This is a genomic window from Paraburkholderia sp. BL6669N2, from assembly GCF_003387275.1.
Taxonomy (GTDB): domain Bacteria; phylum Pseudomonadota; class Gammaproteobacteria; order Burkholderiales; family Burkholderiaceae; genus Paraburkholderia.
Map to the genome: position 1 here is coordinate 137,561 of NZ_QUNA01000001.1, position 24,195 is coordinate 161,755.

Annotated in this window: 22 protein-coding genes; 14 read left to right on the forward strand and 8 right to left on the reverse strand. The window is 63.4% G+C overall.

What is annotated here, in order from left to right; genetic code table 11:
- Window positions 1-167: 167 nt before the first annotated feature.
- The 3 genes from B0G80_RS00570 to B0G80_RS00580 are packed head-to-tail and all read left to right on the forward strand — an operon-like array spanning window position 168 to window position 1,713.
- Entirely contained in the window at window positions 168-593 is a 426-nt protein-coding gene (locus tag B0G80_RS00570; protein ID WP_116116552.1) for a helix-turn-helix transcriptional regulator, read from the forward strand.
- On the forward strand, window positions 500-928 hold the full coding sequence (locus tag B0G80_RS00575; RefSeq protein WP_116116554.1) for an SRPBCC domain-containing protein: 429 nt from the start codon (window positions 500-502) through the stop codon (window positions 926-928). The genes B0G80_RS00570 and B0G80_RS00575 overlap by 94 nt, the downstream gene beginning before the upstream one ends.
- A 47-nt stretch (window positions 929-975) precedes the next feature.
- Complete coding sequence (locus tag B0G80_RS00580) at window positions 976-1,713, forward strand: thioredoxin family protein (RefSeq protein WP_116116556.1); 738 nt, start codon at window positions 976-978, stop codon at window positions 1,711-1,713.
- Between the two features lie 122 nt (window positions 1,714-1,835).
- On the opposite strand, the gene B0G80_RS00585 is transcribed toward B0G80_RS00580, so the two are convergent.
- Complete coding sequence (locus B0G80_RS00585) at window positions 1,836-2,018, reverse strand: hypothetical protein (protein ID WP_116116557.1); 183 nt, start codon at window positions 2,016-2,018, stop codon at window positions 1,836-1,838.
- 109 nt (window positions 2,019-2,127) lie between these two features.
- Window positions 2,128-3,033, reverse strand: coding sequence for an NAD-dependent epimerase/dehydratase family protein (locus B0G80_RS00590; RefSeq protein ID WP_116119457.1), 906 nt, complete (start codon window positions 3,031-3,033; stop codon window positions 2,128-2,130).
- A 106-nt stretch (window positions 3,034-3,139) separates the two neighbouring features.
- Between B0G80_RS00590 and B0G80_RS00595 the strand changes: the two genes are divergently transcribed.
- The 8 genes from B0G80_RS00595 to hutG all read left to right on the forward strand — a co-directional run bounded on the left by B0G80_RS00595 (window position 3,140) and on the right by hutG (window position 12,670).
- Complete coding sequence (locus B0G80_RS00595) at window positions 3,140-4,036, forward strand: LysR family transcriptional regulator (RefSeq protein ID WP_116116559.1); 897 nt, start codon at window positions 3,140-3,142, stop codon at window positions 4,034-4,036.
- A gap of 373 nt (window positions 4,037-4,409) precedes the next feature.
- Complete coding sequence (gene hutH, locus B0G80_RS00600) at window positions 4,410-5,933, forward strand: histidine ammonia-lyase (RefSeq protein WP_116116561.1); 1,524 nt, start codon at window positions 4,410-4,412, stop codon at window positions 5,931-5,933.
- 25 nt (window positions 5,934-5,958) lie between these two features.
- Window positions 5,959-6,654: a histidine utilization repressor gene (gene hutC, locus B0G80_RS00605; protein ID WP_012432558.1), complete on the forward strand. Its 696-nt coding sequence runs from the start codon at window positions 5,959-5,961 to the stop codon at window positions 6,652-6,654.
- 62 nt (window positions 6,655-6,716) lie between these two features.
- Complete coding sequence (gene hutU / locus B0G80_RS00610; RefSeq protein WP_012432559.1) at window positions 6,717-8,405, forward strand: urocanate hydratase; 1,689 nt, start codon at window positions 6,717-6,719, stop codon at window positions 8,403-8,405.
- Window positions 8,406-8,422: 17 nt separating this feature from the next.
- Window positions 8,423-9,046 (forward strand): HutD family protein, encoded by a 624-nt coding sequence (locus B0G80_RS00615; protein WP_116119458.1) that lies wholly within the window; start codon window positions 8,423-8,425, stop codon window positions 9,044-9,046.
- A gap of 100 nt (window positions 9,047-9,146) precedes the next feature.
- Complete coding sequence (gene hutI / locus B0G80_RS00620; RefSeq protein ID WP_116116563.1) at window positions 9,147-10,370, forward strand: imidazolonepropionase; 1,224 nt, start codon at window positions 9,147-9,149, stop codon at window positions 10,368-10,370.
- An 8-nt stretch (window positions 10,371-10,378) separates the two neighbouring features.
- Window positions 10,379-11,785 (forward strand): formimidoylglutamate deiminase, encoded by a 1,407-nt coding sequence (locus B0G80_RS00625; protein ID WP_116116565.1) that lies wholly within the window; start codon window positions 10,379-10,381, stop codon window positions 11,783-11,785.
- A gap of 69 nt (window positions 11,786-11,854) precedes the next feature.
- Complete coding sequence (gene hutG / locus B0G80_RS00630; RefSeq protein ID WP_116116567.1) at window positions 11,855-12,670, forward strand: N-formylglutamate deformylase; 816 nt, start codon at window positions 11,855-11,857, stop codon at window positions 12,668-12,670.
- 255 nt (window positions 12,671-12,925) lie between these two features.
- Here the strand turns inward: hutG and B0G80_RS45615 are convergent, their stop codons facing one another.
- Window positions 12,926-13,066: a hypothetical protein gene (locus tag B0G80_RS45615; RefSeq protein ID WP_166679090.1), complete on the reverse strand. Its 141-nt coding sequence runs from the start codon at window positions 13,064-13,066 to the stop codon at window positions 12,926-12,928.
- A gap of 334 nt (window positions 13,067-13,400) precedes the next feature.
- Between B0G80_RS45615 and B0G80_RS00635 the strand changes: the two genes are divergently transcribed.
- Window positions 13,401-14,066 (forward strand): hypothetical protein, encoded by a 666-nt coding sequence (locus B0G80_RS00635; RefSeq protein ID WP_106285958.1) that lies wholly within the window; start codon window positions 13,401-13,403, stop codon window positions 14,064-14,066.
- A gap of 338 nt (window positions 14,067-14,404) precedes the next feature.
- Window positions 14,405-16,321, forward strand: coding sequence for a DUF3857 domain-containing transglutaminase family protein (locus tag B0G80_RS00640; protein ID WP_116116569.1), 1,917 nt, complete (start codon window positions 14,405-14,407; stop codon window positions 16,319-16,321).
- Window positions 16,322-16,373: 52 nt separating this feature from the next.
- On the opposite strand, the gene B0G80_RS00645 is transcribed toward B0G80_RS00640, so the two are convergent.
- The 5 genes from B0G80_RS00645 to glgC form a co-directional block, all read right to left on the reverse strand.
- Entirely contained in the window at window positions 16,374-17,525 is a 1,152-nt protein-coding gene (locus B0G80_RS00645) for a branched-chain amino acid ABC transporter substrate-binding protein (protein WP_106285960.1), read from the reverse strand.
- Between the two features lie 411 nt (window positions 17,526-17,936).
- The gene (locus B0G80_RS00655; protein ID WP_116116572.1) at window positions 17,937-18,398 is read right to left on the reverse strand and encodes a hypothetical protein; all 462 of its coding nucleotides are present in this window, start codon (window positions 18,396-18,398) and stop codon (window positions 17,937-17,939) included.
- A 236-nt stretch (window positions 18,399-18,634) separates the two neighbouring features.
- Window positions 18,635-19,501 (reverse strand): pyridoxal kinase PdxY, encoded by an 867-nt coding sequence (gene pdxY / locus B0G80_RS00660; RefSeq protein WP_116116575.1) that lies wholly within the window; start codon window positions 19,499-19,501, stop codon window positions 18,635-18,637.
- A gap of 292 nt (window positions 19,502-19,793) precedes the next feature.
- Window positions 19,794-21,254, reverse strand: a complete 1,461-nt coding sequence (gene glgA / locus B0G80_RS00665; protein ID WP_106285963.1) for a glycogen synthase GlgA — start codon at window positions 21,252-21,254, stop codon at window positions 19,794-19,796.
- A gap of 63 nt (window positions 21,255-21,317) precedes the next feature.
- Entirely contained in the window at window positions 21,318-22,580 is a 1,263-nt protein-coding gene (gene glgC / locus B0G80_RS00670) for a glucose-1-phosphate adenylyltransferase (RefSeq protein WP_116116577.1), read from the reverse strand.
- Between the two features lie 404 nt (window positions 22,581-22,984).
- Between glgC and B0G80_RS00675 the strand changes: the two genes are divergently transcribed.
- Window positions 22,985-24,118 carry an alpha/beta fold hydrolase gene (locus B0G80_RS00675; RefSeq protein ID WP_116119459.1) on the forward strand — a complete coding sequence of 378 codons (1,134 nt, stop codon included), beginning with the start codon at window positions 22,985-22,987 and terminating at the stop codon, window positions 24,116-24,118.
- Window positions 24,119-24,195: the final 77 nt, after the last annotated feature.

The following is a 24,195-nucleotide window of genomic DNA, read 5'->3' on the forward strand; positions in this document are numbered from 1 at the left end:
TGAGCCTGTAGTCGTTTGTTCTCCACCTTTGACGCGGCGCGTTGCAGGCTTGATCTGCGGCTCGCCGCGTATCTTTTTGCCGTACTTCCCACTTTACGTTTCGCGGGTTTTACGAAGAACGCGCACCTGTCCTTGACTTTAGTTGCTTCGTTCCTATACTTAACCTCATGGTTAAGTTTAACGAAACGCTACTGGATCGCACCTTTGCCGCGCTGTCCGACCCGACACGGCGTGCGTTGCTCGCGCGTCTGTCGTCGAAAGATCTGTCGGTCAGCGAACTCGCCGAGCCGTTTGCGATGTCCTTGCCCGCTGTGATGAAACACCTCGACGTGTTGAGCGAGGCGGGTCTCATCACGCGCAGCAAAACCGGCCGCACAGTGGCGTGCCGTCTGTCCGCCGGGCCCATGGAAGAAGCCATGGAATGGCTTGGCCGCTATCAACGCTTCTGGTCCGAATCACTCGATCGTCTTGCCGCTTTCGTCGAAGAGGAACAAGCTCCATGTCCACCCAGCCCAGCCTCACCCTCCAGCGGCGGCTCAACGCCGCGCCCGCCAAAGTCTTCCGCGCCTGGACGGAACCGGCGCAATTCATGACGTGGATGCATCCGGGTGGAGCGGACGTGGTGCGCGTGGAAATGGATGTGCGCGTCGACGGACGTTACGCGATCGTCTATCGCAAGCCGGACGGTAACGAGGTCGAGGTCGGCGGTGTGTATCTGGAGGTGGTGCAAGACCGCAAACTTGTTTTCACATGGGTGTGGCGCTACAACCCGGAGCATGAATCGCAGGTCACGCTGCTGCTGGAACCGGACGGCGACGCCACATGGCTCACGCTCACGCACGAACGTCTCGCCGACGACGCGCAGTGCGACGATCATCGCCGCGGCTGGGCCGATGGGATCGATTCGCTGGAACGCTACGTGGCGTGAGTTCGTTTGTTGTCGTTAGTCTGCTCGATGCAGGAAAGGAGACGCATATGGAACCGCAACACCGTACGGGTTCAAGAGAGGAATGGCTGGCCGCCAGCAAGGCATTGTTAGCCGAAGAGAAAGCGCACATGCGCGCCGGCGACGAACTCGCGCGCAAACGCCGCGCGCTGCCTTGGGTCAAGGTCGACAAGACGTATACGTTCGATACGCAGCAGGGCCGCAAGACGCTAGCCGATCTGTTCGATGGACGCAGCCAGTTGATCATTTATCACTTCATGTTTGGCGCGGACTGGGAAGAGGGCTGCGTCGGCTGCTCGTTCCTGTCGGATCACATGACGGGGATCGTCACGCATCTGGAGCATCACGATGTATCGTACGTGACGGTGTCGCATGCGCCGCTCGCGAAGATCGAGGGTTTCAAAAAGCGCATGGGCTGGACCTTCCCGTGGGTGTCATCGGCCGGCAGCGATTTCAATTTCGACTATCACGTGTCGTTCACGCCCGAACAGTTGGAGAGCAAGAATGCGTTCTACAACTTCACCGAGCAGGACGTCGGCATCGACGAGCAACACGGCCATAGCGTGTTCTACAAAGACGGAAAGGGCGACGTATATCACACGTATTCCGTCTATGGACGCGGCGACGAACGCTTCATCAACACCTACGCGCATCTGGACGTCACGCCGAAGGGCCGCAATGAAGATCACAGTCTGACCGATTGGGTCAGACATCACGACCGGTATGAAGAGAAGCCGCAAGGCGGCTGCGCCGCATGTGGTTCTTGATTGCGGGGCAACGCCAGCCTCGATCTGCGCGGTTAGAGGGGGACGTCATGCACCTTGACGTCCCGCTTCGTAAAACAGCGCGAGCGTTTGTCGCGGCTTGATGGAACGGCTAGCGCCCAGTTTCAAAGCGACATGTCGAAGGCGGGCCTGAGAAACAGTTCGATCGCCATCACGACGAGTCCCATCACGGCCGCTGACAACGTCAGCGTGCCGTATTCGTCGTAGCGTGCATCGTAGAGACACGCCACGACGAAGAGAATCGCCAGCAGATTAGTTAGCCAATCGAAATTCAGCGCCAAAGTCATCGATCAAATCCGGGCTCATGTGCGGCTCGGATTGTCGAATCGCACCATCAGGTGAGCGCGATTCTATCGAGTCGAGCTTACGGATTCGCAACGACAACGCTTACACTAATTACGCCCTGGACATCATGTCGTGTTCGATCCAGTCGATCACCGACGTGCGCTTCGGTTCCCATCCAAGCAGCTTGCGTGCGCGTTCACCGCGCACGCGGCTGTTCGAGCCGAGGCCGTACGAGGCCATTTCGTAGCCCCATTCCTTTTGCGCGTCTTCGAGCGGCCAGTCTTGCGGCTCGCCGAGCTTCATCGCGCGTGCAATCGCAGCGCTCATGTCGCGGAACGACGCCTCGCCGCTTTCGACGAAGTAGAAGGTGCCCGCCGGCGTTTTATCCAACGCGAGGCGATACAGTTCGGCGACGTCGTCGATAAACACGTTCGACCAGATGTTGCCGCCGCTGCCCACATGACGCACCACGCCGCTCTTCTGCGCCTGACGCACGAGGCGCGGCAGTTGCACGCTCGCACTGCCCGGCACCGCGCCGTGGCCGTAGATCAGCGTGTTGCACAACACGGCCGAGCGGATATTCAGCTTGGCCGAATTGAGCACCAGCAGGTCGATTGCGACGCGCGCCACTTTGTCGGAAGTCGGCTCGGGGAGCGCGTCTTCGTGATAGATGCGCGCCTGACCCGCTTCGCCGCCCGACGCATCGCCGACGATGCTCGAACCGCTCGTATGCAGAAACGTTTTGCCGGAGCCGGCGAGTCCGTCGATCAGCGCCTTCACCGCGCCTTCATGATCGCTGCTCGCGGCGTTGATGACGGCGTCGGCGGCTTGCGCTTCGGCGATCAGCAACGCGCGGTCGTCGAGCGTGCCGATCACGGGTTCGATGCCGAGGCGTTGCAGCTCGGCGCTATGTTCGGGGTTGCGGATCAAGCCGCGCACGGAGTGGCCGGCGCGCGCCAGATGCGCTGCAATCGAACCACCGATAAAACCGCTTGCACCTGTGATGAAAACCTTCAAGACGTTCTCCTTGATGAGAAACACGATGACATGCACGCAGTATCCGCCGACTTGATTCTCGCAAAAACCGTGTTAGTCTCAAATCAATCTTGATTTCAAATCAACAATGAAAACTTCGACGGACGAGTTGCTGGTGTTCGTCACGGTGATCGACAGCGGCTCGATCACCGCGGCTGCGGAGAAATTGAATCAGACCGTCTCCGGCGTGAGCCGCGCGCTCACGCGCCTCGAAAAGAAACTCGACACCGCGCTGGTGCGGCGCACGACGCGCCGTCTGCAACTCACCGAGGAGGGCGAGACCTTCCTGCAGCGCGCGCGAGCGATTCTGGACGCGATGGAAGAGGCCGAGGAGTCCGTCACGCGCGGACGCGCGCGGCCCTCGGGGCGCCTGCGTGTCGATGCCGCATCGCCCTTCATGCTGCATTGCGTGGCGCCGCATATGACGGCGTTTTCGGCGCTGTATCCGGAGATCAGACTGGAATTGACCAGTAATGAACGGATCGTGGACCTGCTGGAGCAGAAGGTGGATATCGCGATCCGCATCGGCGAATTGCAGGATTCGACCTTGCATGCGCGCGCGCTCGGCACCAGCAAGCTGCGCGTGCTCGCAAGTCCGGTGTATCTGGCCGAATACGGCGAGCCGAAATCGGTGGAAGCGCTGCGCGAACATCGGCTGATCGGTTTTACGGCGCCGGAGCATCTGAACCGCTGGCCGTTGCGGGAGGGGCGCAAGAGCGGCGCGGAATCGCTGAAGATCGAGCCGGCGATCACCGCGTCGAGCGGCGAGACATTGCGGCAACTGGCGCTATCGGGCTGGGGCATCGCCTGTCTCGCCGATTTCATGAGCGCGGCCGACGTGCGCGAAAAGCGTCTCGTGCCGATTCTCGGCAACGTGCTGGCGGACGAGCGGCAACGGGTGAGCGCGGTGTATTACCAGAGTGCGTCGCTGGCGGGGCGCGTGCAGTGCTTTCTGGATTTCATCGCGGCGCGCGTGAAGCTTTAGCGATGCTGTTTCATCACTAGTCCGATCAGCAAAAGCCTGCGGCTCGCCTGAGCGCGCGGGCTTTTTTGCGTCGTCTTGAGCCGTCTCTTCTATAACGCTTTTATTGGTCTCGAAACGCGCCGTTTCCGGGCGAGATGTTTTTGTCCGCCTCGCGCCTGCCATTTTGAACGTGTATATACAAGCAGAAACGCGCGGGCGGTGGGAACGTCATCCGCAATGCGCGGCGGCGGGAAATTACGGCAGGGGCAAGATCCACGCCAAGCTTGCGTTTCGCCCTAATGGAAACCCCTAGGCCAAATCCTCAAAAAACAAGTTGTATATACAAGCCGACGCCGCTAGACTTCTCTCAAATTGTATAGACAGGACGACAACCATGATGACTCTGAAGCCCGGCTACCTGACCCTCCCGCAACTGCGCCAGATCGCTCGCGAACACGTCGCGTTGCAGCTCGATCCCGCCAGCCACGCCGCGATCGACGCGTGCGCGAAAGCCGTGGCCGACATCGCCGCAAAGGGCGAGCCGGCCTACGGCATCAACACGGGCTTTGGGCGCCTCGCCAGCACGCACATCCCGCACGACCAACTCGAACTGCTGCAGCGGAATCTGGTGCTCTCGCATGCGGTCGGCGTGGGCGAGCCGATGTCGCGTCCGGTTGTGCGTCTGCTGATCGCGCTGAAGCTGTCGAGCCTCGGCCGCGGTCACTCGGGCATCCGCCGCGAAGTGATGGAAGCGCTGATCACGCTGTACAACGCCGACGTGCTGCCGGTCATTCCGGTGAAGGGTTCGGTCGGTGCATCGGGCGACCTCGCGCCGCTCGCGCATATGTCGGCCACGCTGCTCGGCGTCGGCGAAGTGTTCGCAAAGGGCGAGCGCATGCCGGCCACCGAAGGCCTCGCGCTCGTCGGCCTCAAGCCGCTCACGCTGCAAGCCAAGGAAGGTCTGGCGCTGCTGAACGGCACGCAAGCTTCGACCGCGCTCGCGCTTTACAACATGTTCGCGATCGAAGACCTGTACCGCACCGCGCTGGTGTCCGGCGCGCTGTCGGTGGACGCGGCCATGGGTTCGGTCAAGCCGTTCGACGCACGCATTCACGAACTGCGCGGCCATCAAGGCCAGATCGATGCGGCCGGAGCGTACCGCTCGCTGTTGCAAGGCTCGGGCATCAACGTTTCGCACGCCGATTGCGACAAGGTGCAGGATCCGTACAGCCTGCGCTGCCAGCCGCAAGTGATGGGTGCGTGTCTGGATCAGATGCGCCACGCCGCCAACGTGCTGCTGCTGGAAGCGAACGCCGTCTCCGACAATCCGCTGATTTTCCCGGACACGGGCGAAGTGCTGTCGGGCGGTAACTTCCACGCGGAGCCGGTGGCCTTCGCCGCTGACAACCTCGCGCTCGCCGCCGCCGAAATCGGCGCGCTGGCCGAACGCCGCATCGCGCTGCTGATCGACGCGACGCTGTCAGGTCTGCCGCCGTTCCTCGTGCGCGATGGCGGTGTGAATTCGGGCTTCATGATCGCTCACGTCACGGCCGCCGCGCTCGCTTCGGAGAACAAGACGCTCGCGCATCCGGCATCGGTCGACTCGCTGCCTACGTCGGCGAACCAGGAAGACCACGTGTCGATGGCGACGTTCGCTGCGCGCAAGCTTGGCGACATTGCTGAAAACACCGCGAACATTCTGTCGATCGAACTGCTCGCCGCCGCGCAAGGTGTCGATCTGCGCGCGCCGCACAAGACCAGCCCGAGCCTGCAGAAAGTGATGGACGCAGTGCGCAAGGACGTCGCGCATTACGAACTCGATCACTACTTCGCACCGGACATCGCGGCGGTCACGCGTCTCGTGCAGGACGGCACGATCGCGAAGCTGAGCCCGCTCTCCTTCGCGTCCGAACAGTAAGCAGTCAGCGAGGCACAGCAAGCCAATGAACGCACCGGCCTATCAGGGCATCAAGGACTTCATCCTCGCGCGCATTCATGCGGGTGAATGGGGTGAAGGCGATCAGGTGCCCTCCGAAAACGAGCTCGCGCGCGAATTCAACGTGGCGCGCATGACGGTCAACCGCGCGTTGCGCGAGCTGACCTCGGAGCAGGTGCTTACGCGTGTGCAAGGGTCGGGCACTTTCGTGGCCCGTCCCAAGTACGAATCGACGCTGGTGGCGATCCGCAGCATCTCCGACGAAATAGTCGCGCGCGGTCATCGTTATCAGGCCAACGTGCTGCACATCGGCGCGAGCATCGCCGACGAAGCGCTCGCCGAGGAAATGCAGGTGAGCGCGGGCAGTCCGGTGTTTCATTCGCGCGTGTTGCATTTTGAAAACGACGAGCCGGTGCAACTCGAAGAGCGCTGGGTCAATCCCGCGGTCGCTCCCGAGTACGCTTTGCAGGACTTCACGAACACCACGCCGAATCAGTATCTCGTGCGCGTCGCGCCGTTGCAGCGGGTCGAGTACCGCATCGAGGCATTGGCCGCCGATGGCGACACGCGCGAGTTGCTGACCATGGACGAACTCGAACCGTGCCTCGTGCTGCATCGGCGCACGTGGTCGCAAAGCCAGGTCGCTTCGATCGCGAATCTCTGGCACCCCGGCAGCCGTTATCGCTTCACCGGACATTTCTGACATCGCCGTTTTTGCCGTACCCGAATCTTTTTCGACCATCTTCAAGCATTCCGAGGGCCATCATGAACAACCCGAAACACATCGACCCGCGTCTCGATCCCACCCGCACGATCCGCGCACCGCGCGGCGCGGAGAAGACCTGCAAGACTTGGATTGCGGAAGCCGCGTACCGGATGATCCAGAACAATCTGGACCCGGAAGTCGCCGAGCATCCGCATGCGCTGGTCGTGTACGGCGGTATTGGCCGTGCCGCGCGCAACTGGGATTGCTTCGATCAGATTCTCAAGTCGCTGAAGGATCTCGAAGAAAACGAAACGCTGCTGATTCAATCGGGCAAGCCGGTCGGCGTGTTCCGCACGCATGCCGACGCGCCGCGCGTGCTGCTGGCGAATTCGAACTTGGTGCCGCATTGGGCGACGTGGGAACACTTCCACGAACTCGATCGCAAGGGCCTGATGATGTACGGCCAGATGACGGCGGGCAGCTGGATCTACATCGGCAGCCAGGGGATCGTGCAGGGCACCTACGAGACGTTCTTCTCGGTGGCGAACCAGCATTTCAACGGCGATCCGTCGGGTCGCTGGATTCTGACGGGCGGCCTGGGCGGCATGGGCGGCGCGCAACCGCTGGCGGCGACCATGGCCGGCTTCTCGATGATCGCGGTGGAATGCGACGAGACGCGCATCGACTTCCGTCTGAAGACGCGTTACGTGGACAAGAAAGCAGCGACCCTCGACGAGGCGCTCGCCATGCTCGAGGAAGCGAAGAAAGCAGGCAAGCCGGTGTCGATCGGCCTGCTCGGCAACGCAGCCGATGTGTTCGCTGAATGCGTGACCCGTGGCATCACGCCGGATTGCGTGACCGACCAGACCAGCGCGCACGATCCGATTCACGGCTATCTGCCGCAAGGCTGGAATGTCGAAGACTGGCGCGAACGTCAGAAGACCGTGCCGGACAGCATCGTATTGCCGGCCAAGCAGTCGATGGCCAAGCAGGTCCAGGCCATGCTGACGCTGCAGGAACGCGGCGCCGCCACGCTCGACTACGGCAACAACATCCGTCAGATGGCGCTGGAAATGGGCGTGGAAAACGCGTTCGATTTCCCGGGCTTCGTGCCGGCGTATATCCGGCCGCTCTTCTGCGAAGGCAAGGGCCCGTTCCGCTGGGTCGCGCTGTCGGGCGATCCTGAGGATATCTACAAGACCGATGCGAAGGTCAAGGAACTGATCCCCGACGATCCGCATCTGCACAACTGGCTCGACATGGCGCGCGAACGCATCGCGTTCCAGGGCTTGCCGGCGCGGATCTGCTGGGTCGGCGTGAAGGACCGCTATCGTCTGGGCCAGGCGTTCAACGAAATGGTGAAGAACGGCGAACTGAAGGCGCCGATCGTGATCGGCCGCGATCACCTCGACACCGGTTCGGTGGCGAGTCCGAATCGCGAAACCGAATCGATGAAGGACGGCTCGGACGCGGTCAGCGACTGGCCGTTGCTCAACGCTCTGCTGAATACGGCAGGCGGCGCTTCGTGGGTGTCGCTGCATCACGGCGGCGGTGTGGGCATGGGCTTCAGTCAGCACTCGGGCGTCGTGATCGTCGCTGACGGCACGGATGCAGCGAAGGAGCGCCTTGGCCGCGTGCTGTTCAACGATCCGGCGACGGGCGTGATGCGTCACGCGGATGCGGGCTATGAACTCGCGCAGGAAACGGCGCGCGAGGCAGGGCTGAATCTGCCGATGCTGGGCCGTTGAGCGTGGTGTTTCAAAGCATGCCTGTCGGCAACGGCGCAAGCCTCACGCTGATTCGCGGCGCCGACCTCGTGGCGGCGCCGTGGAGGAACGGCGGCGGTGTCACGCGCGAAGTGGCGGCGTTTCCCGCAGGCGCGGGGCTCGATGTCTTCGTATGGCGGGTGAGCGTGGCCGATGTGGCGCAAGCCGGGCCGTTCTCGCGCTTTCCGGGCATCGATCGCACGCTTGTGCTGTTGTCCGGCGCGGGCATGTTGCTCGATGAAGCGGGCGGCACGCAGGGCATGCAAGGTGTGAAAACGCACGCGTTGACGCAAACGCTCGACATGGCTCGCTTCGCCGGCGAGGCGCAAATCGACGCGCGTCTGGTCGATGGCGCGACTCGCGACTTCAACCTGATGGTGCGGCGTGACGCGGCGCAGGGTGAGGTAGAAGTGTGGCGCGGCGCGACGCAACACACGCTTTCCGCCGACGCGGTCCTGCTGTATTGCGCGGAAGGTTCAGTGTCGGTCACAGCAGGCGACGCTCAACTGCTGCCGCTCGCAACTGGCGACACGCTGCGCATCGACACGCCGGGCGCGCTGTCATGCGCGGTTGAAGGCAAGGGCGCGTTGCTCGCAATCAGCATCCGCTACACGCAACGATGACGACGATTCGCGTGCGTGCTCGCCGCCGCTTATGTCATGGCAGCCACGGCCCGCGCACGCGAACCACCACAGACACGCAACAAGCTGCAAAGAGCACGCGATGAAGCAAACCGTCTGGCATCACCTGAAACTTTGCCCGCAGGGCGATCCCCAACACACGCTGCCCGATGCCGCGATCGCCGTTGAAAACGGCACGATCGTGTGGCTCGGTGCGGCTTCGTCATTACCCGCCGACTACGCCGCATGGCCGCAGGAAGACCTGCACGGCGCGTGGGTGACGCCGGGTCTCGTCGATTGTCATACGCATCTCGTGTACGGCGGGCAGCGCGCGGACGAATTCGCGCAACGCCTCGCGGGCGTCAGCTACGAAGAGATCGCGCGGCAGGGCGGCGGCATCGTCTCCACGGTGCGCGCCACGCGTGCCGCGGACGAAGCCTCGCTGTTCCGCCAGTCGGCCGCGCGCCTCGAACCGTTGCTCGCGGAAGGCGTGACCACGGTCGAGATCAAATCCGGCTACGGCCTCGACCTCGTCAGCGAGCGCAAGATGTTGCGCGTCGCGCGGCAATTGGGCGAGCGTTATCCCGTGACCGTCTACACGACGTTTCTCGGCGCGCACGCACTGCCGCCCGAGTTCGCCGGCCGCGCCGACGCGTACATCGATGAAGTCTGTAACACCATGCTGCCCACGCTCGCCGATGAAGGCCTCGTCGACGCCGTCGACGTGTTCTGCGAGCGAATCGGTTTTTCGCTGGAACAGAGTGAGCGCGTCTTCGAGGCAGCGGAACGTTACAGGCTGCCGGTGAAAATGCATGCCGAGCAATTGTCGAACGGCGGCGGCACGGCACTCGCGGCGCGCCATCATGCGCTGTCCGCCGACCACCTCGAGTTTCTCGACGAAGCCGGCGTCGCCGTGATGAAGGACGCGGGCACGGTGGCCGTGCTGCTGCCGGGCGCGTACTACTTCATCCGCGAGACGCAGTTGCCGCCTTTGGAATTGCTGCGGCGCTATCAGGTGCCGATCGCGATTTCGACCGACAGCAACCCCGGCACATCGCCCGCCACTTCGCTGCTGCTGATGATGAATATGGCCACCACGCTGTTCCGCATGACAGTGCCCGAAGTGCTGCAAGGCGTGACGTCGCATGCGGCGCGCGCGCTCGGCAAGGCGGATCGCCACGGCTCGCTGGAAGCGGGACGCGCGGCTGATTTCGCGGTGTGGTCGGTCGACTCGCTGGCCGAGCTGGCTTACTGGATTGGACGTCCGCTATGCGAGCGAGTCGTGCGCGCGGGCGAGACCGTTTATACGCGGCGTGAATTGAGCTAAGGCCTGAAATGACTGAACCGCACAAGCAAACGAATCAATCGCTGTTCGCCGAGTACGCATACCTGCCGGATGGCTGGCGCCGCAACGTACTGCTGGAGTGGGACGCAACCGGCACGCTCACCGCCGTCACGCCCGATACGCCGACTCCGCCCGCCGGCGCGCAGAAGGCCGCGGGTCCGGTACTGCCGGGCATGCCGAATCTTCATTCGCACGCGTTTCAGCGCGCGATGGCCGGTCTTACCGAATATCGCGCATCCGGCGCGGGCGCTACGGATAACTTCTGGAGCTGGCGCGATCTGATGTATCGCTTCGCCGCGCGCATCACACCGGAAGGCCTGGCGAGCGTCGCGCAATGGCTGTACATCGAAATGCTGAAAGCGGGCTATACGTCGGTGTGCGAATTCCATTACGTGCATCACACGCCGCAAGGCAGCCGCTATGCGAATCAGGCGGAACTCGCGCAACGCGTAGTGGATGCGGCGTCGGCGAGCGGCATCGGCATGACCATGCTGCCGGTGCTGTATCAGTACAGCGGCTTTGGTTCGCGTGCGCCGCGTGAAGATCAGCAGCGCTTCATCAATACGCCGGAGAGTCTGCTCGATCTGCTCGGCACGTTGCGTACTGCTCGGCCTGAAAGCGGCGCGTTGCGTTATGGCGTGGCGCCGCATTCGCTGCGCGCCGTCTCCGCTGAGTCATTGCATACGCTGCTCGGCGGTATCGAGGGCACGGCGCCCGTTCATATCCATATCGCCGAGCAGACCGCCGAAGTCGATGCCTGCGTCGAAACCGAAGGCGCGCGTCCGGTGCAATGGCTGCTCGATCGTTTCGATGTCGACAGCCGCTGGTGCCTCGTGCACGCCACGCACGTCGATGCGAACGAAACGCTGGCGCTCGCGAAGAGCGGCGCGGTCGCCGGTTTGTGCCTGACCACCGAAGCCAATCTCGGCGACGGCATTTTTCCGGCGCAGGAGTATCTCGATGCGCATGGGCGCATCGGCGTGGGCTCGGATAGTCATATCGGCGTCGATTGGCGCGCGGAGTTGCGTCTGCTCGAATATGGCCAGCGTCTCACGCGCCGGCAACGCAACGTGCTGGCGTCGGCGCAGGCCACGCATGTCGCAGATCGTCTGTTCGACGCCTCGCTCGAAGGCGGCGCTCACGCAACGGGTCGCGCGGTCGGCGCGCTGCAGGCGGGCCGCCGCGCCGATTGGCTCGTGCTCGACGCGGATCATTCGAGCATCGCCGAGCATGCGCCGAACGCCTGGCTCTCGGGCGTTGTATTCTGCGAGCATGGTGAAACGCCGATTCGCGACGTCTACGCGGGCGGCGACAAGGTCGTCGACAATCGCAGGCATCGCGATGAAGAGGGTGCGTACGCGCGCTATCGCGTGGCGCTGGCGGACTTGCTCAAATGAATGGCGTGCCAACGTTCCGCGCATTGACTCGCTGAACCGATCCTTCGATCCTATCGATTCCGGACTGACATGACTGCTTCGAACACTCCGCCGGTTTTCTCGCTGCATCAGGGAAGCCTGCCACTGCTCATTTCGATCCCGCATCTGGGTACGCAAATTCCGGCCGACATCGCCGCAACGATGACGCCCGCCGCGCAGCGCACCGACGATTGCGACTGGCATCTGGACCGTCTCTATGCGTTCGCAAAACGCATGGGCGCGTCGATTCTCGCGCCCACCTACGCGCGCTATGTGATCGACCTGAACCGTGCACCCGATGGCGCGAATCTGTACCCGGGCCAGGACACCACCGGTTTGCTACCCGTCGATACGTTCGACAAGGAACCGTTGTATCTGGACGGACATCTGCCGGACGAGGCCGAAGTCGCGCGCCGTCGCGAGGCTTACTGGAAGCCCTACCATGAGGCGTTACAAGGCGAACTCGCGGCGCTGAAAGCAAAACACGGCAAGGTGCTGCTGTGGGAAGCGCATTCGATCCGCTCGCACGTGCCGCGTTTTTTCGAGGGACGTCTGCCCGATTTCAATTTCGGCACCGCAAACGGCGCGAGCGCGGTGACGGGACTGGCCGAGGAGATGGCCGCTACTGTCGAGCGATACGACGGCGGCTATACGGCTGTCGCCAACGGGCGCTTCAAGGGCGGCTATATCACGCGCGAGTATGGCCGGCCGTCGCAAGGCGTGCATGCACTGCAGCTCGAACTTTCGCAGATCACGTATATGGAAGAGCACTTGCCGTATGCGTATGACGAATCGCTGGCCGCGAGAGTGGAACCTCTGCTGGACGCGCTCGTCGTGAAAGCATTGGAACGCGTCAGGACGGCGTGACACGCCGCTCGTTTTCTCTTCTTTCCACGCGCTTCACGATCGCCACGCAAGCTGCGCGGCACGGTGATGCGCGTCGGCTGACACCGCAAAGGTGTAACAGCATGTGTCCGTGATTGCATGCTGCCGTTTTCGCGCAGAACGTATAGAGCGCGTTGAAGCAATCTGCCTGCTCCGCATCGACTCGATGGCGAAAAAAAGCCCCGCATTGAGCGGGGCTTTACGATGTGCCGTGCCGGTCAGAGCGTGGCACCGCCATTAATGACAGCGTTTTTCCCAGTGATGATGAACGCGCACCTTGTGGCACTCAGGATGATGATGATGCTCATAAGCTTGTGCGGGAGCGATGGCGCTCAGGGCTGCGACGGCTGCGGCGATGGCGAGGACGATCTTCTTCATTACAGAATCCTTAAATCGGTGTTGGGGTACAAACGGTTCAGCACGGGGCGTGCCGCGACCGCCCGCAAGCATGCCACATCGCGCTCGTGGAGCGGAGGAACGCCGAGCAAATGCAGGTGTCAATTCAGCACGACGATCGTTGCGAGCCGCCACCGGCAATGGATGGCGAGCAACGCCGCGCAATCGCGCAGTGGCGTGTATTTACGACAGATCGGCGCTCACGCAACGGCATTCCGGGATTGCGCGCCATGCGGTGAAGCGTCTACCCTTTCAAAACGATAACGCGCGCAAGCGTGTGATCTCTACAGCGGGCAAAAAGATGGAAGACCCAGCGATGGAAGATTCCGACGAATTGCTGCTCCCGGTCTGGCGAGCAAACCTGGTGCTGTTGACTCGCGAGGTCGGCGCGGCGACACGACTCGCGCGCATGATGACCTTCTCCGCGAGCTATCTGAAACTGATGTTGTCGGGCCAGCGCGAATTCAGCGAGGAATTCGTGCGCGGCATCGAAGCGGTCACGGGACTGCCGGGCGGCTGGATGAACGTGCCGCATACCGAGCAGGACGTCCCGCTCAAGGCGCGTGAAGCGATCGACAATGAACAGCCGCTCGCGCGGTTTCGGGGCACGGCGCATCCGGTGCGAAAGAAGTCGGTGCTGCGGCCGCCCGAACCGATCTTCGGCCAGCCGGGGCCGGCCAGGCGCGTCGAGGAAGAAATCCTCGACGCGGAAGCGCATCGACGTCAGGCGTACTTTCGCAAGGTCCGCGATCTGGCGATCCAGGACGTACGGCGTTTCGAGCGGCATTTGACGCACGCGCCGGTCGAACTGGCAACAATGCGCGCCAAGGTGGAGGACGTGATCGCCGCCGCCGATCTCGACGACCCGATCCAGGCCGATCTCGCGGGACGGCTGGAGCAGATCGAAAAGCATCGGCATCTGCTGCTCAGGCACGTCGAGCGATTGCAGGCTTTGCTAGGGCAACTCGGCGAGACGGAATGAGGCGGCGCGCCGCGAGCTAGTACTCGCTTACGCCGGCTGATAGGCACTCCTGCGGCGGGCGTTAAGCTCCGCTGCGAGTGTCCACATCACGCGATCCTGCGCGAGCGCCATGCCGGTCCGACGGAACGAATCCCAAGTGATGCCGGTAGAGGTTCATCGAATCGGCGTGCCGTCGCATCGATCGGCGTCGACGCAGCGAGCCGGACCGCGCGGCCATCATGTGCTAAAACCACGATACGGACTCAGCCGAGGTACATCTTGGGGAAAATTGCCGTCACGCTGCAGCGGGCGCTTGCCCGTAGTCGACAGGATGGCGCGCGGGGCAGGGCGCGGCGCACATGACGCGGTGCATGGCGTTTGTTCTCAGGCTGGCCGGTGGGTCGGCGCTGGGCGCGTGCGTCGCGTTCAGCGCGTTCGCCGACGACAGCGCGTCGACCGCATCCGGCGACGACCGCGCGCCTTCCACGATCGAGCGCGACGTCCATCTCTTCACGATCCAGAAAGACGGCTCCGTCGAGGAGCATGACGACACCGTCCTGCGCGCCAACACGACGAGCGGCGTCGACGATATCGCGCAACGCTACGTGTGGTTCAACAAGGACATCGAGCAGGTGCAGTTGCTGGCCGCCGAAACGATCGACCTGAACGGCGTGGCGCATCCGGTCGGTCCCGAGGCGATCCGCGACGTGCAGGAGCCGCGCTCGGCAGGCGCGCCGAGTTTCGAGGACGGCGTGTTGCGCACGGTGATCTTCCCGGGCGTCGAGCCGGGCTCGCGCGTGCATCTGGCGTTCCGCAAAACGCGCACGAAGCCCTTGCAGGCGGGCACCTTCGCCTACCTCGTCGAGCCGACCCGCGACCCGGTCGAACTGCAGCGCCTGATTTTCGATCTGCCTGCCGACGTGCCGCTTTACGCCGACGCGCGCGGCTACGTCGCCGTGCCGCCGGTCACGGCAAACGGCCGTACCCGCTACGAGTTCGACTACCAGCACGGAGCGTATGCGCCGCTCGAAGCGGGCGCGGTTGGCTACGCGAACTGGGGCGATCGCCTGATGGTATCGACGGAGCCGGACTTCGCGAATTTTGCCGCGCGCTATCGCGGCCCGGCCACCGACGCGACGACTGGCGATCCGGCGATTGTCCGCCTCGCGCAAGCGCTGAGCGCCGGCACTGACGATCCGCGCGTGAAGGCGCAACGGCTCTACGACTGGATGCGTCTGAATATCCGCTACGTCGCGTTGTTTCTTGGCGAAACGGCGGCGATCCCGCACAAGGCGACCGACATCCTGCGCAACCGCTACGGCGACTGCAAGGACCACGTCGCGCTCTACGGTGCGTTGCTGGCCGCGGTCGGCATCCGTAGCGAGGCGGTACTGCTCAATCTCGGGCCGTACTACAGTTTGCCGGACGTGCCCGGCTACGGATCGAGCGCGATCAATCATGCGATCGTCTGGATTCCTGAGTTGTCGTTGTATGCGGACACGACGGCGGGCGGCACGGCGTTCGGCTATCTGCCTCCGAGCGTGATGGACCGGCCGGTATTGCTGGTCGGCGAGGGCGTGCTGTCGCGCACGCCGGCCACGCAGTTGCGCGAACGCAGCGCGCGCGTGCAGATCGACATCGATGAAAACGGCGCGGCGAATTACGCTTACCGGGTCGAGGACGCGGGTTTTACCGCCGAGATCGAGCGCAATACCTTTCGGCGCTCGACGCGGCAACGCACGCAGCAGATTGCCGCGAACCGTCTATTGCAGACGGGTTTGCACGGCACGTCGCAATTGCGCACGGCGGATCTCGGCGCCACGACCGGACCATTCGCCGCGTCGATGCAAGGGAAGGTGGAACACTTCGTCTGGACCGACGGCACCACGGCGGTACCCGCTTTGACGAGTTTTTCCGGCGGCATGGGCTCGCAGGTGCAGGCGTGGCTCGCGGAGCCTGCGAGGACTCAGCCCTGGACGTGCATCGGCGGAGAGTTCGACGAGACCCTGGAAATGACGCTGCCGCGCTTCGTTCGAGTGACGGATTTGCCATCCGACACGGCGGTGCAAGACCGCTTTCTGACCTTTTCATCCAGCTACGTCTACGATCCGGCCGCGCGGGTCTTGCAGGTCAGGCGGCACCTGCGCGCCGCCTTTGATCATCAGATGTGTTCAGCGAGTGAATTCGCCGGGATGCACGACGATCTCGTGCGAATCCAGAGAGACCTCGATGCCGAACTGGTGGTCAAGGTCGCCAATTCGAAGAAGCCACAGTGACTCCACCGGCACGGGCGCAAACGAGCAAACCGTGCCGGAATCGGGGCCTGGCTTAACTTCCGCTCTTGGTCACGATGGGCACCCACGCTCCATTCTTGACCTGATAAAGCGTTGACGCGCCGCTCTTCAACGCGCCGGTGTTGTCGAAGGAAATCCTGCCGGTTACGCCTTCGAAATCGATGGCCTTGAGCGCGGGCCTGTAGTCGTTCGGCGAGCTGGACTTGGCCTTCTGCATCGCCTTGATCGCGGCCCACGCGCCGTCATAGCCGAACGGCGCATAGGACAGGATATCCACGCCGAAACGCTTCTTGAACTTCGCGGAGAAATCCTTGCCGCCCGGCAACTGTGCGAGGGGCCGTCCATATTCCCAGGCCATCACGCCTTCGGCGGAATCGCCCGCGAGCTTGATGAAGTCCTGATCCATCACGCCGCCGCCGCCAACCAGTTGCGCGTTCATGCCCAGTTGCTTCATGCGCTTGGCGAAGCCCGCGGCCTGCGTGTCCAGGCCGCCGAAAAAGATCAGATCGGCATTGGTCGATTTGATCTTGGTGATCTGCGTGCTGAAGTCCACCGCTTTGTTGTCGGTGTACTCACGCGCCACGAGATTGCCGCCGTGCGCTTTGACGGCTTTCTCGAACTCGTCGGCCTCGCCCTGGCCGAACGCGGTGCGGTCGTCGATGATCGCGATGCGCTTGGCCTTGGTCACTTCCACGGCATAGACGCCTGCGTTGCCGGCGTTCTGCGCGTCGGTGGAAATCACCATGAAGGTGTTCGCGAAGCCGCGTCCGGTGATGATCGGATTGGTGGCGGCCGGGTCGATCACCGGAATGCCGGCCTGCTCGTAGACCTGCGAAGCGGGAATCGTCGTGCCCGAGTTGAAGTGGCCCACCACGGCCGACACGCCCGCGTCGACCAGTTTCTGCGCGGCTTGCACGCCGATGCGCGGGTCGGCCTGGTCGTCTTCGGAGACGATCTGGAATTGCGCCACCTTGTCGCCGATCTTGATCTTTTGCGCGTTGGCTTCCTCGATTGCGAGCCGGACACCGTTTTCGAGGTCCTTGCCGTAGCCGGCGTTGGCGCCGGTCAGCGGGGCGGCGAAGCCGATCTTCACCGGCAGGTCGTCGGCGAAGCTGGCCGGCGGCGCGATGGCGAAGATAGCGCCAACGAACAGGGCAAGCGGTTTCAGCGTGTAGCGAAGACTCATGGTCTCTCCTTCCATCGACAGTTTCGGGTAGTGAAAGCGGCAAGGCGGTAACGCTGGATCGACGCGCGCGCATGGACTTCGCATGGCGCGCATCGAGAGACTACGAATGATCGGTCGCTTTGAACAATGCGGGAATGCGCGCACTTGCGCGCATTTGCGTTCAAGCGGCGATCAATCTGGCGCGAATATAGAAAGCCAAATTGGCACCGTCTTGGCAGTTCGAGGCGCTTTGAATGAGCATTTCGGCATAACCCGCGCAGCGCGTTGGCTGGCGGCGTCCCGGCGCGGGCGCGCGGGTGCGGATTGCTGCATATGAACGATGCGCGGGCAGCGTGGCCGCCGCGCTGTGGCGGAGCAAGGTCGCTGCCGCCTGTCAGAATGGAAACTCGTAACGGCTTCGAAACCAGCCGCTCAACGCTCGCCTTGCTGGCGCAACAACTCCTCGCGCAGACGCTGAAGCGGCGCCTTGGTGTCTTCGTCGGCCCATGTGTCGAGATCGTCGAGGGCGCGCTGGCAGCCGTCGAGTACAAGGTCGATATCCACCGGCACGCCGTTGTTCAGCGCGAATTCGATGGTCTCGGCGAACTGCTGGCATTCGTCTTCGCCGTACGAGATGTCGAGGTTGTCGGCGATCACTTCGGCGATATTGCTGCGCGCCTTGTCGTCCGGCGTCACCATATCGACGATGCCGCGCGCCACCGCCGGCGAATAGTACAAAGCGATGTCGAGCCATTGCGCGGGATCGAAGTCGGCCTGGTCGAACTGGCTCTCGAAGAACTCGATCGCTTCCTGTTCGTGCGCCTCGTCGGCGTCGACACTGATGCACAACTGCTCAAAAAATTCTTCCCGCTCGCTGCGGATATAACCGTCCATCGATGCCTCGTCTGCTGAAAACTGAATGCCGGATGCCTGAAAAATGCGCTGCGGGCGGGCACAGGTGCCTTGTCCACGCGGCACGCATTATAGGATAGGACGGCCGGCTGACAGTCGAGAGACGCGGCGCGAATCGATTGCCACGACGCGCACAGGAGACGGTTTTGCGTGGGCTGCTCGGACCTGCCGCTATGCTAGCGCTGAGGATTGCCTGAAACGTCGTGCGCGGCCGCCACCTACGCCGTATCCGCCACCCACGCATCGAACCACTCGCGCGGCTGCGCGATTTCATTCTGTGCGGCCACCAGTTCGAGCTCATAACGCCCAGCCTGCCAGGTCGTCTTGACTACCGCGTTCACGGCGGCAAGCGTGTGCTCGAAGGCCGCGCGAATCGAATCGCCGAGCAGCGTACGCGCGACGAACACCGCGCTAGTCAGATCGCCCACGCCCACCGGTTGCCGCGCGAACGGATAGAGCGGGCGTTGCGCCATCCACGATTCGCGCTCGGTGACGACCAGCATGTTGAAGCGGTCGGCGGGACTGTTTCGATCGAGCAGATGCTTGACCAGCACCAGCTTCGGCCCGCGCGCGATGAGCTCGCGGCATGCCGTCACGGCTTCTTCCAGCGTTTCGATCTCGCGTCCCACGAGGCGCTGCAATTCGGTGTGGTTCGGCGCCATGGCGTCGGCCATCTCGGGCATGGTGCGCACGAGAAACTCCTGGATGCCCGGTTCCACCTTGCAGCCGCTCGCCGCGCCCATCACCGGGTCGCAGAAGTACCAGGCGCGCGGATTGACAGCCTTCACGGCCTTGACGATCTCCAGCACCGACTGCGCCTGTTCGGGCGTGCCCAGATAGCCGGATAGCACGGCGTCGCAACGCGGCAGCATGCCGATCGCGCCGATGCCGTCGACCAGGTCTTCCATTTGCGAGCCGTCGATCGCGCTGCCGGTCCAATGGCCGTATTGCGTGTGGTTCGAGAACTGCACGGTATTGAGCGGCCAGACGTTGACGCCGAGCCGACGCATCGGAAACACCGCCGCGCTGTTGCCGGCGTGACCGAAGACGACATGTGACTGGATGCTCAGAACGCTTTTGGTCATGGTATGGCCCGCGCAACGGGTCTGCGCGATCAATGAAAACGGGAAGGGTGCACCGCGGCGGCGATCCGGCAAGCACCGGACGCCTCGTGCGGCAGGAATGCTTCAGATGGTGCAGGAAACCCGCACGCGCTGCATTGTCAGGAAACAATACATGACTTTGCCGCGCGCGAGTCGATCCGTCCCCGAGTTGTTGCGCCGAACCATCACACGCGCACGCGGCGGAGGACGGCTGCGAAGCCAGCCCCGGCCCATGAAATGCTGCGGGCCTGCTTGCTCAACGGCTTTTTCGAACTCATGCGAGCTCGCGGTACAACGCCAGATAACGCTCCGCCGAGGCGCCCCAGCCGAAGTCCTGGCGCATCGCGCGCCGCTGGGCCGCCTTCCATTCGGTACGGCGCCCATAGAGGGCGAAGGCGCGGCGGATGGCTGCGCCGATCCCCTTCGGTTCGAATCGTTCGAACACGAAACCGGTGGCGAGGTCGTCGGCGAGATTTTCGAGCGACGCGTCCACCACCGTGTCCGCGAGACCGCCCACGCAATGCACGAGCGGCAGCGATCCGTACGCCAGCGCATACAGTTGCGTGAGGCCGCACGGCTCGAAACGCGACGGCACCGCTATCACGTCGCTGCCCGCGACGATCGTATGCGCGAGCGTTTCATCGAATCCCAGCTCCACCGCCACAGACTCCGGGTGCGTGTGCGCGACGCGTTTCAAACCGTTCTCCAGCGCCGGGTCGCCGGTGCCGAACACGACCAGCTGTCCGCCGTGTTTGATGATTTCCGGCACGGCTTCGAGCAGCAGGTCGAGGCCTTTCTGCTCGGTCAGACGGCTCACCACGCCGAACAGCAGCGCGTCGCTTTTCTGCGCGAGGCCGAAGCGTTTTTGCAGCGCGTCCTTGCACGCAAGCTTGCCGGCGAGCCGCGTCGCGCTGTAGTGGTTCTCGAGCAGCGTATCGGTGCCGGGACACCAGACCGTGTAGTCGACGCCGTTCAGAATGCCGCTCAGATCGTGCGCGCGATGGCGCAGCAAACCGTCGAGGCCGCCGCCCTGGGCAAGCGTCTGGATTTCCCGTGCATAGGTCGGGCTGACCGTGGTGATGCGGTCGCTGTAGTAGAGGCCCGCCTTGAGAAACGACATTTGCCCGTAGAACTCGACGCCATGCACGCTGAAAAAATCGTCCGGCAGGCCGAGCTGACCGAACTGGTGCGCGGGAAATACGCCTTGATACGCGAGGTTGTGCACCGTGAAGACGCTGCGGGCGAAGGACCTGCCATGCTGGCGTTCGGCCGCCTTCAGATAGGCCGGCGCGAGCCCCGCGTGCCAGTCGTGCGCGTGAACGATCTGCGGCGACCACGCCGGGTCCAGTTGCTGCGCAAGTTGCGCGGCGACCCAGCCGAGCAGCGCAAAGCGCTGCGCGTTGTCGCCGTAGGGCACGTGTTCGTCATTCAGATACGGATTGCCGCGCCGGTCGTACAGCGTGGCCGCGCGGATCACATAGACGACCAGGCCGTTCGACGCCAGCGTGCCCCGTTCGAGCGTGACGCCCGGCGCGTCGAAGCGGCGGCCCAGTTGCGCGACCGGCGTCAGGTCGGTCAAACCGGCGACTACCGCCGGAAAGCCTGGCAACAGTACCCGCACATCGGCGCCGCGCTCGATCAGCGCAGGCGGCAACGCGCCCGCGACGTCGGCGAGACCGCCCGTTTTAAGGAGGGGATACAGCTCGCTTGCGACGTGCAGGGCGCGAATCGTCATAGGCTCAGTCTCTGTCCTGTTGGTTCGGGTTGGGCGCGGCTGAGCCGGCGGCAGCCGGCCTGGCTAGATCTTCTGCTTCAGCGCCTCCGGCGTGACCAGCACGACGCCGTCCTCGGTACGGTAGAAGCGCTCGGCGTCGCTCACCGGATCTTCGCCGATCACCGTGCCCTCCGGTATCGTGCAGCCGCGGTCTATCACCACTTTCTGCAGCCGGCAGCTCGCGCCGACGGTAACCTGCGGCAACAAGACTGCCTCATTGATGTTACAGAATGAACTCACTTTGACATCCGACGAAAGCACCGAGCGCGAAATCTGCGAGCCCGAGATCACGCAACCGCCGCACACGATCAGATTATTGCCCGAGCCTTGCAGCCCCTTCATGTCGCGCACGAACTTGGCGGGCGGCAACTGTTCCTGGTACGTCCAGATCGGCCAGTTGCGGTCGTAGAGATCGAGCGTCGGGATGGTGGAGGCGAGGTCGAGATTGGCGGCCCAGTACGCGTCGATCGTGCCGACGTCGCGCCAGTACGGCTCCACGTTCGGATCCGACGATACGCACGACATGCTGAACGGATGCGCGATGGCCATGCCTTGCGTGACCACACGCGGCAGGATGTCCTTGCCGAAGTCGTGATCGGTGTCGATGGTGGAGATGTTCTCTTCGAGCAACGAATACAGGTAATCCGCGCTGAACACGTAGATGCCCATGCTGGCCAGCGCCGTATCCGGGCGGCCGGGAATGCAAGGCGGGTCGGCGGGCTTTTCCAGGAAGTCGGTCACGCGGCGGTTTTCATCGACGTGCATCACGCCGAAAGCCACCGCCTCCATGCGCGGCACCTCGATACAGCCGACCGTGCAATCCGCGCCGCTCTCCTCGTGGTCGGCGATCATGCGCGTGTAGTCCATCTTGTAGATATGGTCGCCCGCCAGCACCACCACGTATTTCGGCCGGATCGAACGGATGATGTCGAGGTTCTGGAACACCGCGTCCGCGGTGCCGCGATACCAGTGCGCGCCTTCCACACGCTGCTGGGCGGGCCACAAGTCGATGAATTCGCCCATCTCGCCGCGCAGGAAACTCCAGCCGCGCTGCAGATGGCGTAACAGCGAGTGCGCCTTGTACTGCGTGACGACCGCGATGCGACGGATGCCGGAGTTCAGACAGTTGGACAGCGCGAAATCGATGATCCGGTATTTGCCGCCGAAGTGCACCGCCGGCTTGACGCGTTTGTTGGTAAGCGGCCCGAGCCGCGTGCCCCGTCCGCCCGCAAGGACGATGGCGAGGGTGGTGCGTTGCAGATCGTTCAGCCGTGCCGGAGTGTGCATGTCTGTCTCCTGATTAGTATGCCCCGGATGCGTGGGTCGCTTGTTCTCCACTGATGAATCGTGCTGCGCGCCGGCTCCGTCTTCGCGGGCCCGTCTGCTAGTTCTAGCACTGATTTGCCGCGGACGAGTAGTCTGAATTGTGCCGATGCCGCGCGAGCGCCCATCTTGCGCACGATCACCTGTTGCACCGCGGCGATCCGTGCGCCACGACACATATAAAGCGTGCGGTGCCGAGCCGCAATATGCGTGCCACGAGCGCCATGCCGCTGTCAGCCGGCGCCGGCGGCAGCAGAGTCGGGCGGCGCGTCGTAGAATCGTGCGCTCCCGGCCGGGGTTTCGGCGATGGTCGCGCCGTGCGTTTGCCCCGCATGCCTCCTGTGCTTTTCCCTTCAGAAAAAACTTCGATGAGTTTTCGCCGCCTGTTCTTGCTCGCCACGTTGAGCGTTTGTGCGCTATCCGCCGCTTCCGCGCCCGCCGTTTTTGCGGCATCCGCCGCCACGCCCGCGAGTGCCGCCGCGTCCGCGGGCGTCGACGCGGGGAGTCCGGGCAGCCCCGCCGCTTCAGCCGCCACGAGCGTCGCGGGCGATACCGGCCCGGCGTATGGCCCCGAGTTGCAGGGCTTCAACTACCCGGCACCGGTCAGCCAGTACGACTTCACCTCGCAAGGAGTGGCGCTGCATATGGCGTACATGGATATCAAGCCGGCCAAGGCGAACGGCCGCACAGCGGTGCTGCTGCACGGCAAGAACTTCTGCGCGGCGACGTGGGACGCGACCATTCATCGGCTGAGCGACGCCGGCTATCGCGTGATCGCGCCGGACCAGATCGGCTTTTGCAAGTCGAGCAAGCCCGAGCACTATCAGTACAGTTTTCAACAGCTCGCGCGCAATACGCATGCGTTGCTGGAATCGCTCGGCGTGACCGACGCGACGATGATCGGGCATTCCACCGGCGGCATGCTGGCGATCCGCTACGCGCTGATGTATCCGCGCGAGACGCAGCAACTGGTGCTGGTCAACCCGATCGGTCTGGAAGACTGGAAGGCGAAGGGCGTGCCCTCGTTGTCAGTGGATGAATGGTATGAGCGCGAGTTGAAGACGACCGCCGAAAGCATTCGCCGCTACGAGCAGTCGACTTATTACGCGGGGCAGTGGCGCGCGAACTACGAACCGTGGGTGCAGATGCTGGCGGGCATGTATCGCGGTCCGGGCAAGCAGATCGTCGCGTGGAATTCCGCGTTGCTGGACGACATGATTTATACGCAGCCTGTTGTTTATGAACTCGGTCAGGTGAGCGTGCCGACGCTGCTGCTGATCGGCCAGAAGGACACCACTGCGATCGGCAAGGACGCCGCGCCTCCCGACGTACGCGCGAAAATCGGCCATTACCCGGAACTCGGCAAGGCCGCCGCCAAGGCAATTCCGCACGCGACGCTCGTCGAATTCGCCGGACTGGGGCATGCGCCGCAGATGCAGGATCCGCAGGCGTTTCATAAAGCACTGCTGGACGGTCTCGCGGCGGTGCCGGCGAGCCATTGAATTGATGACGCGGTCGAGTCGCGCCGATCGACAAACAAGGGCGGCCACCGGCTACCCTTTTTGCATTCGTCGACGAA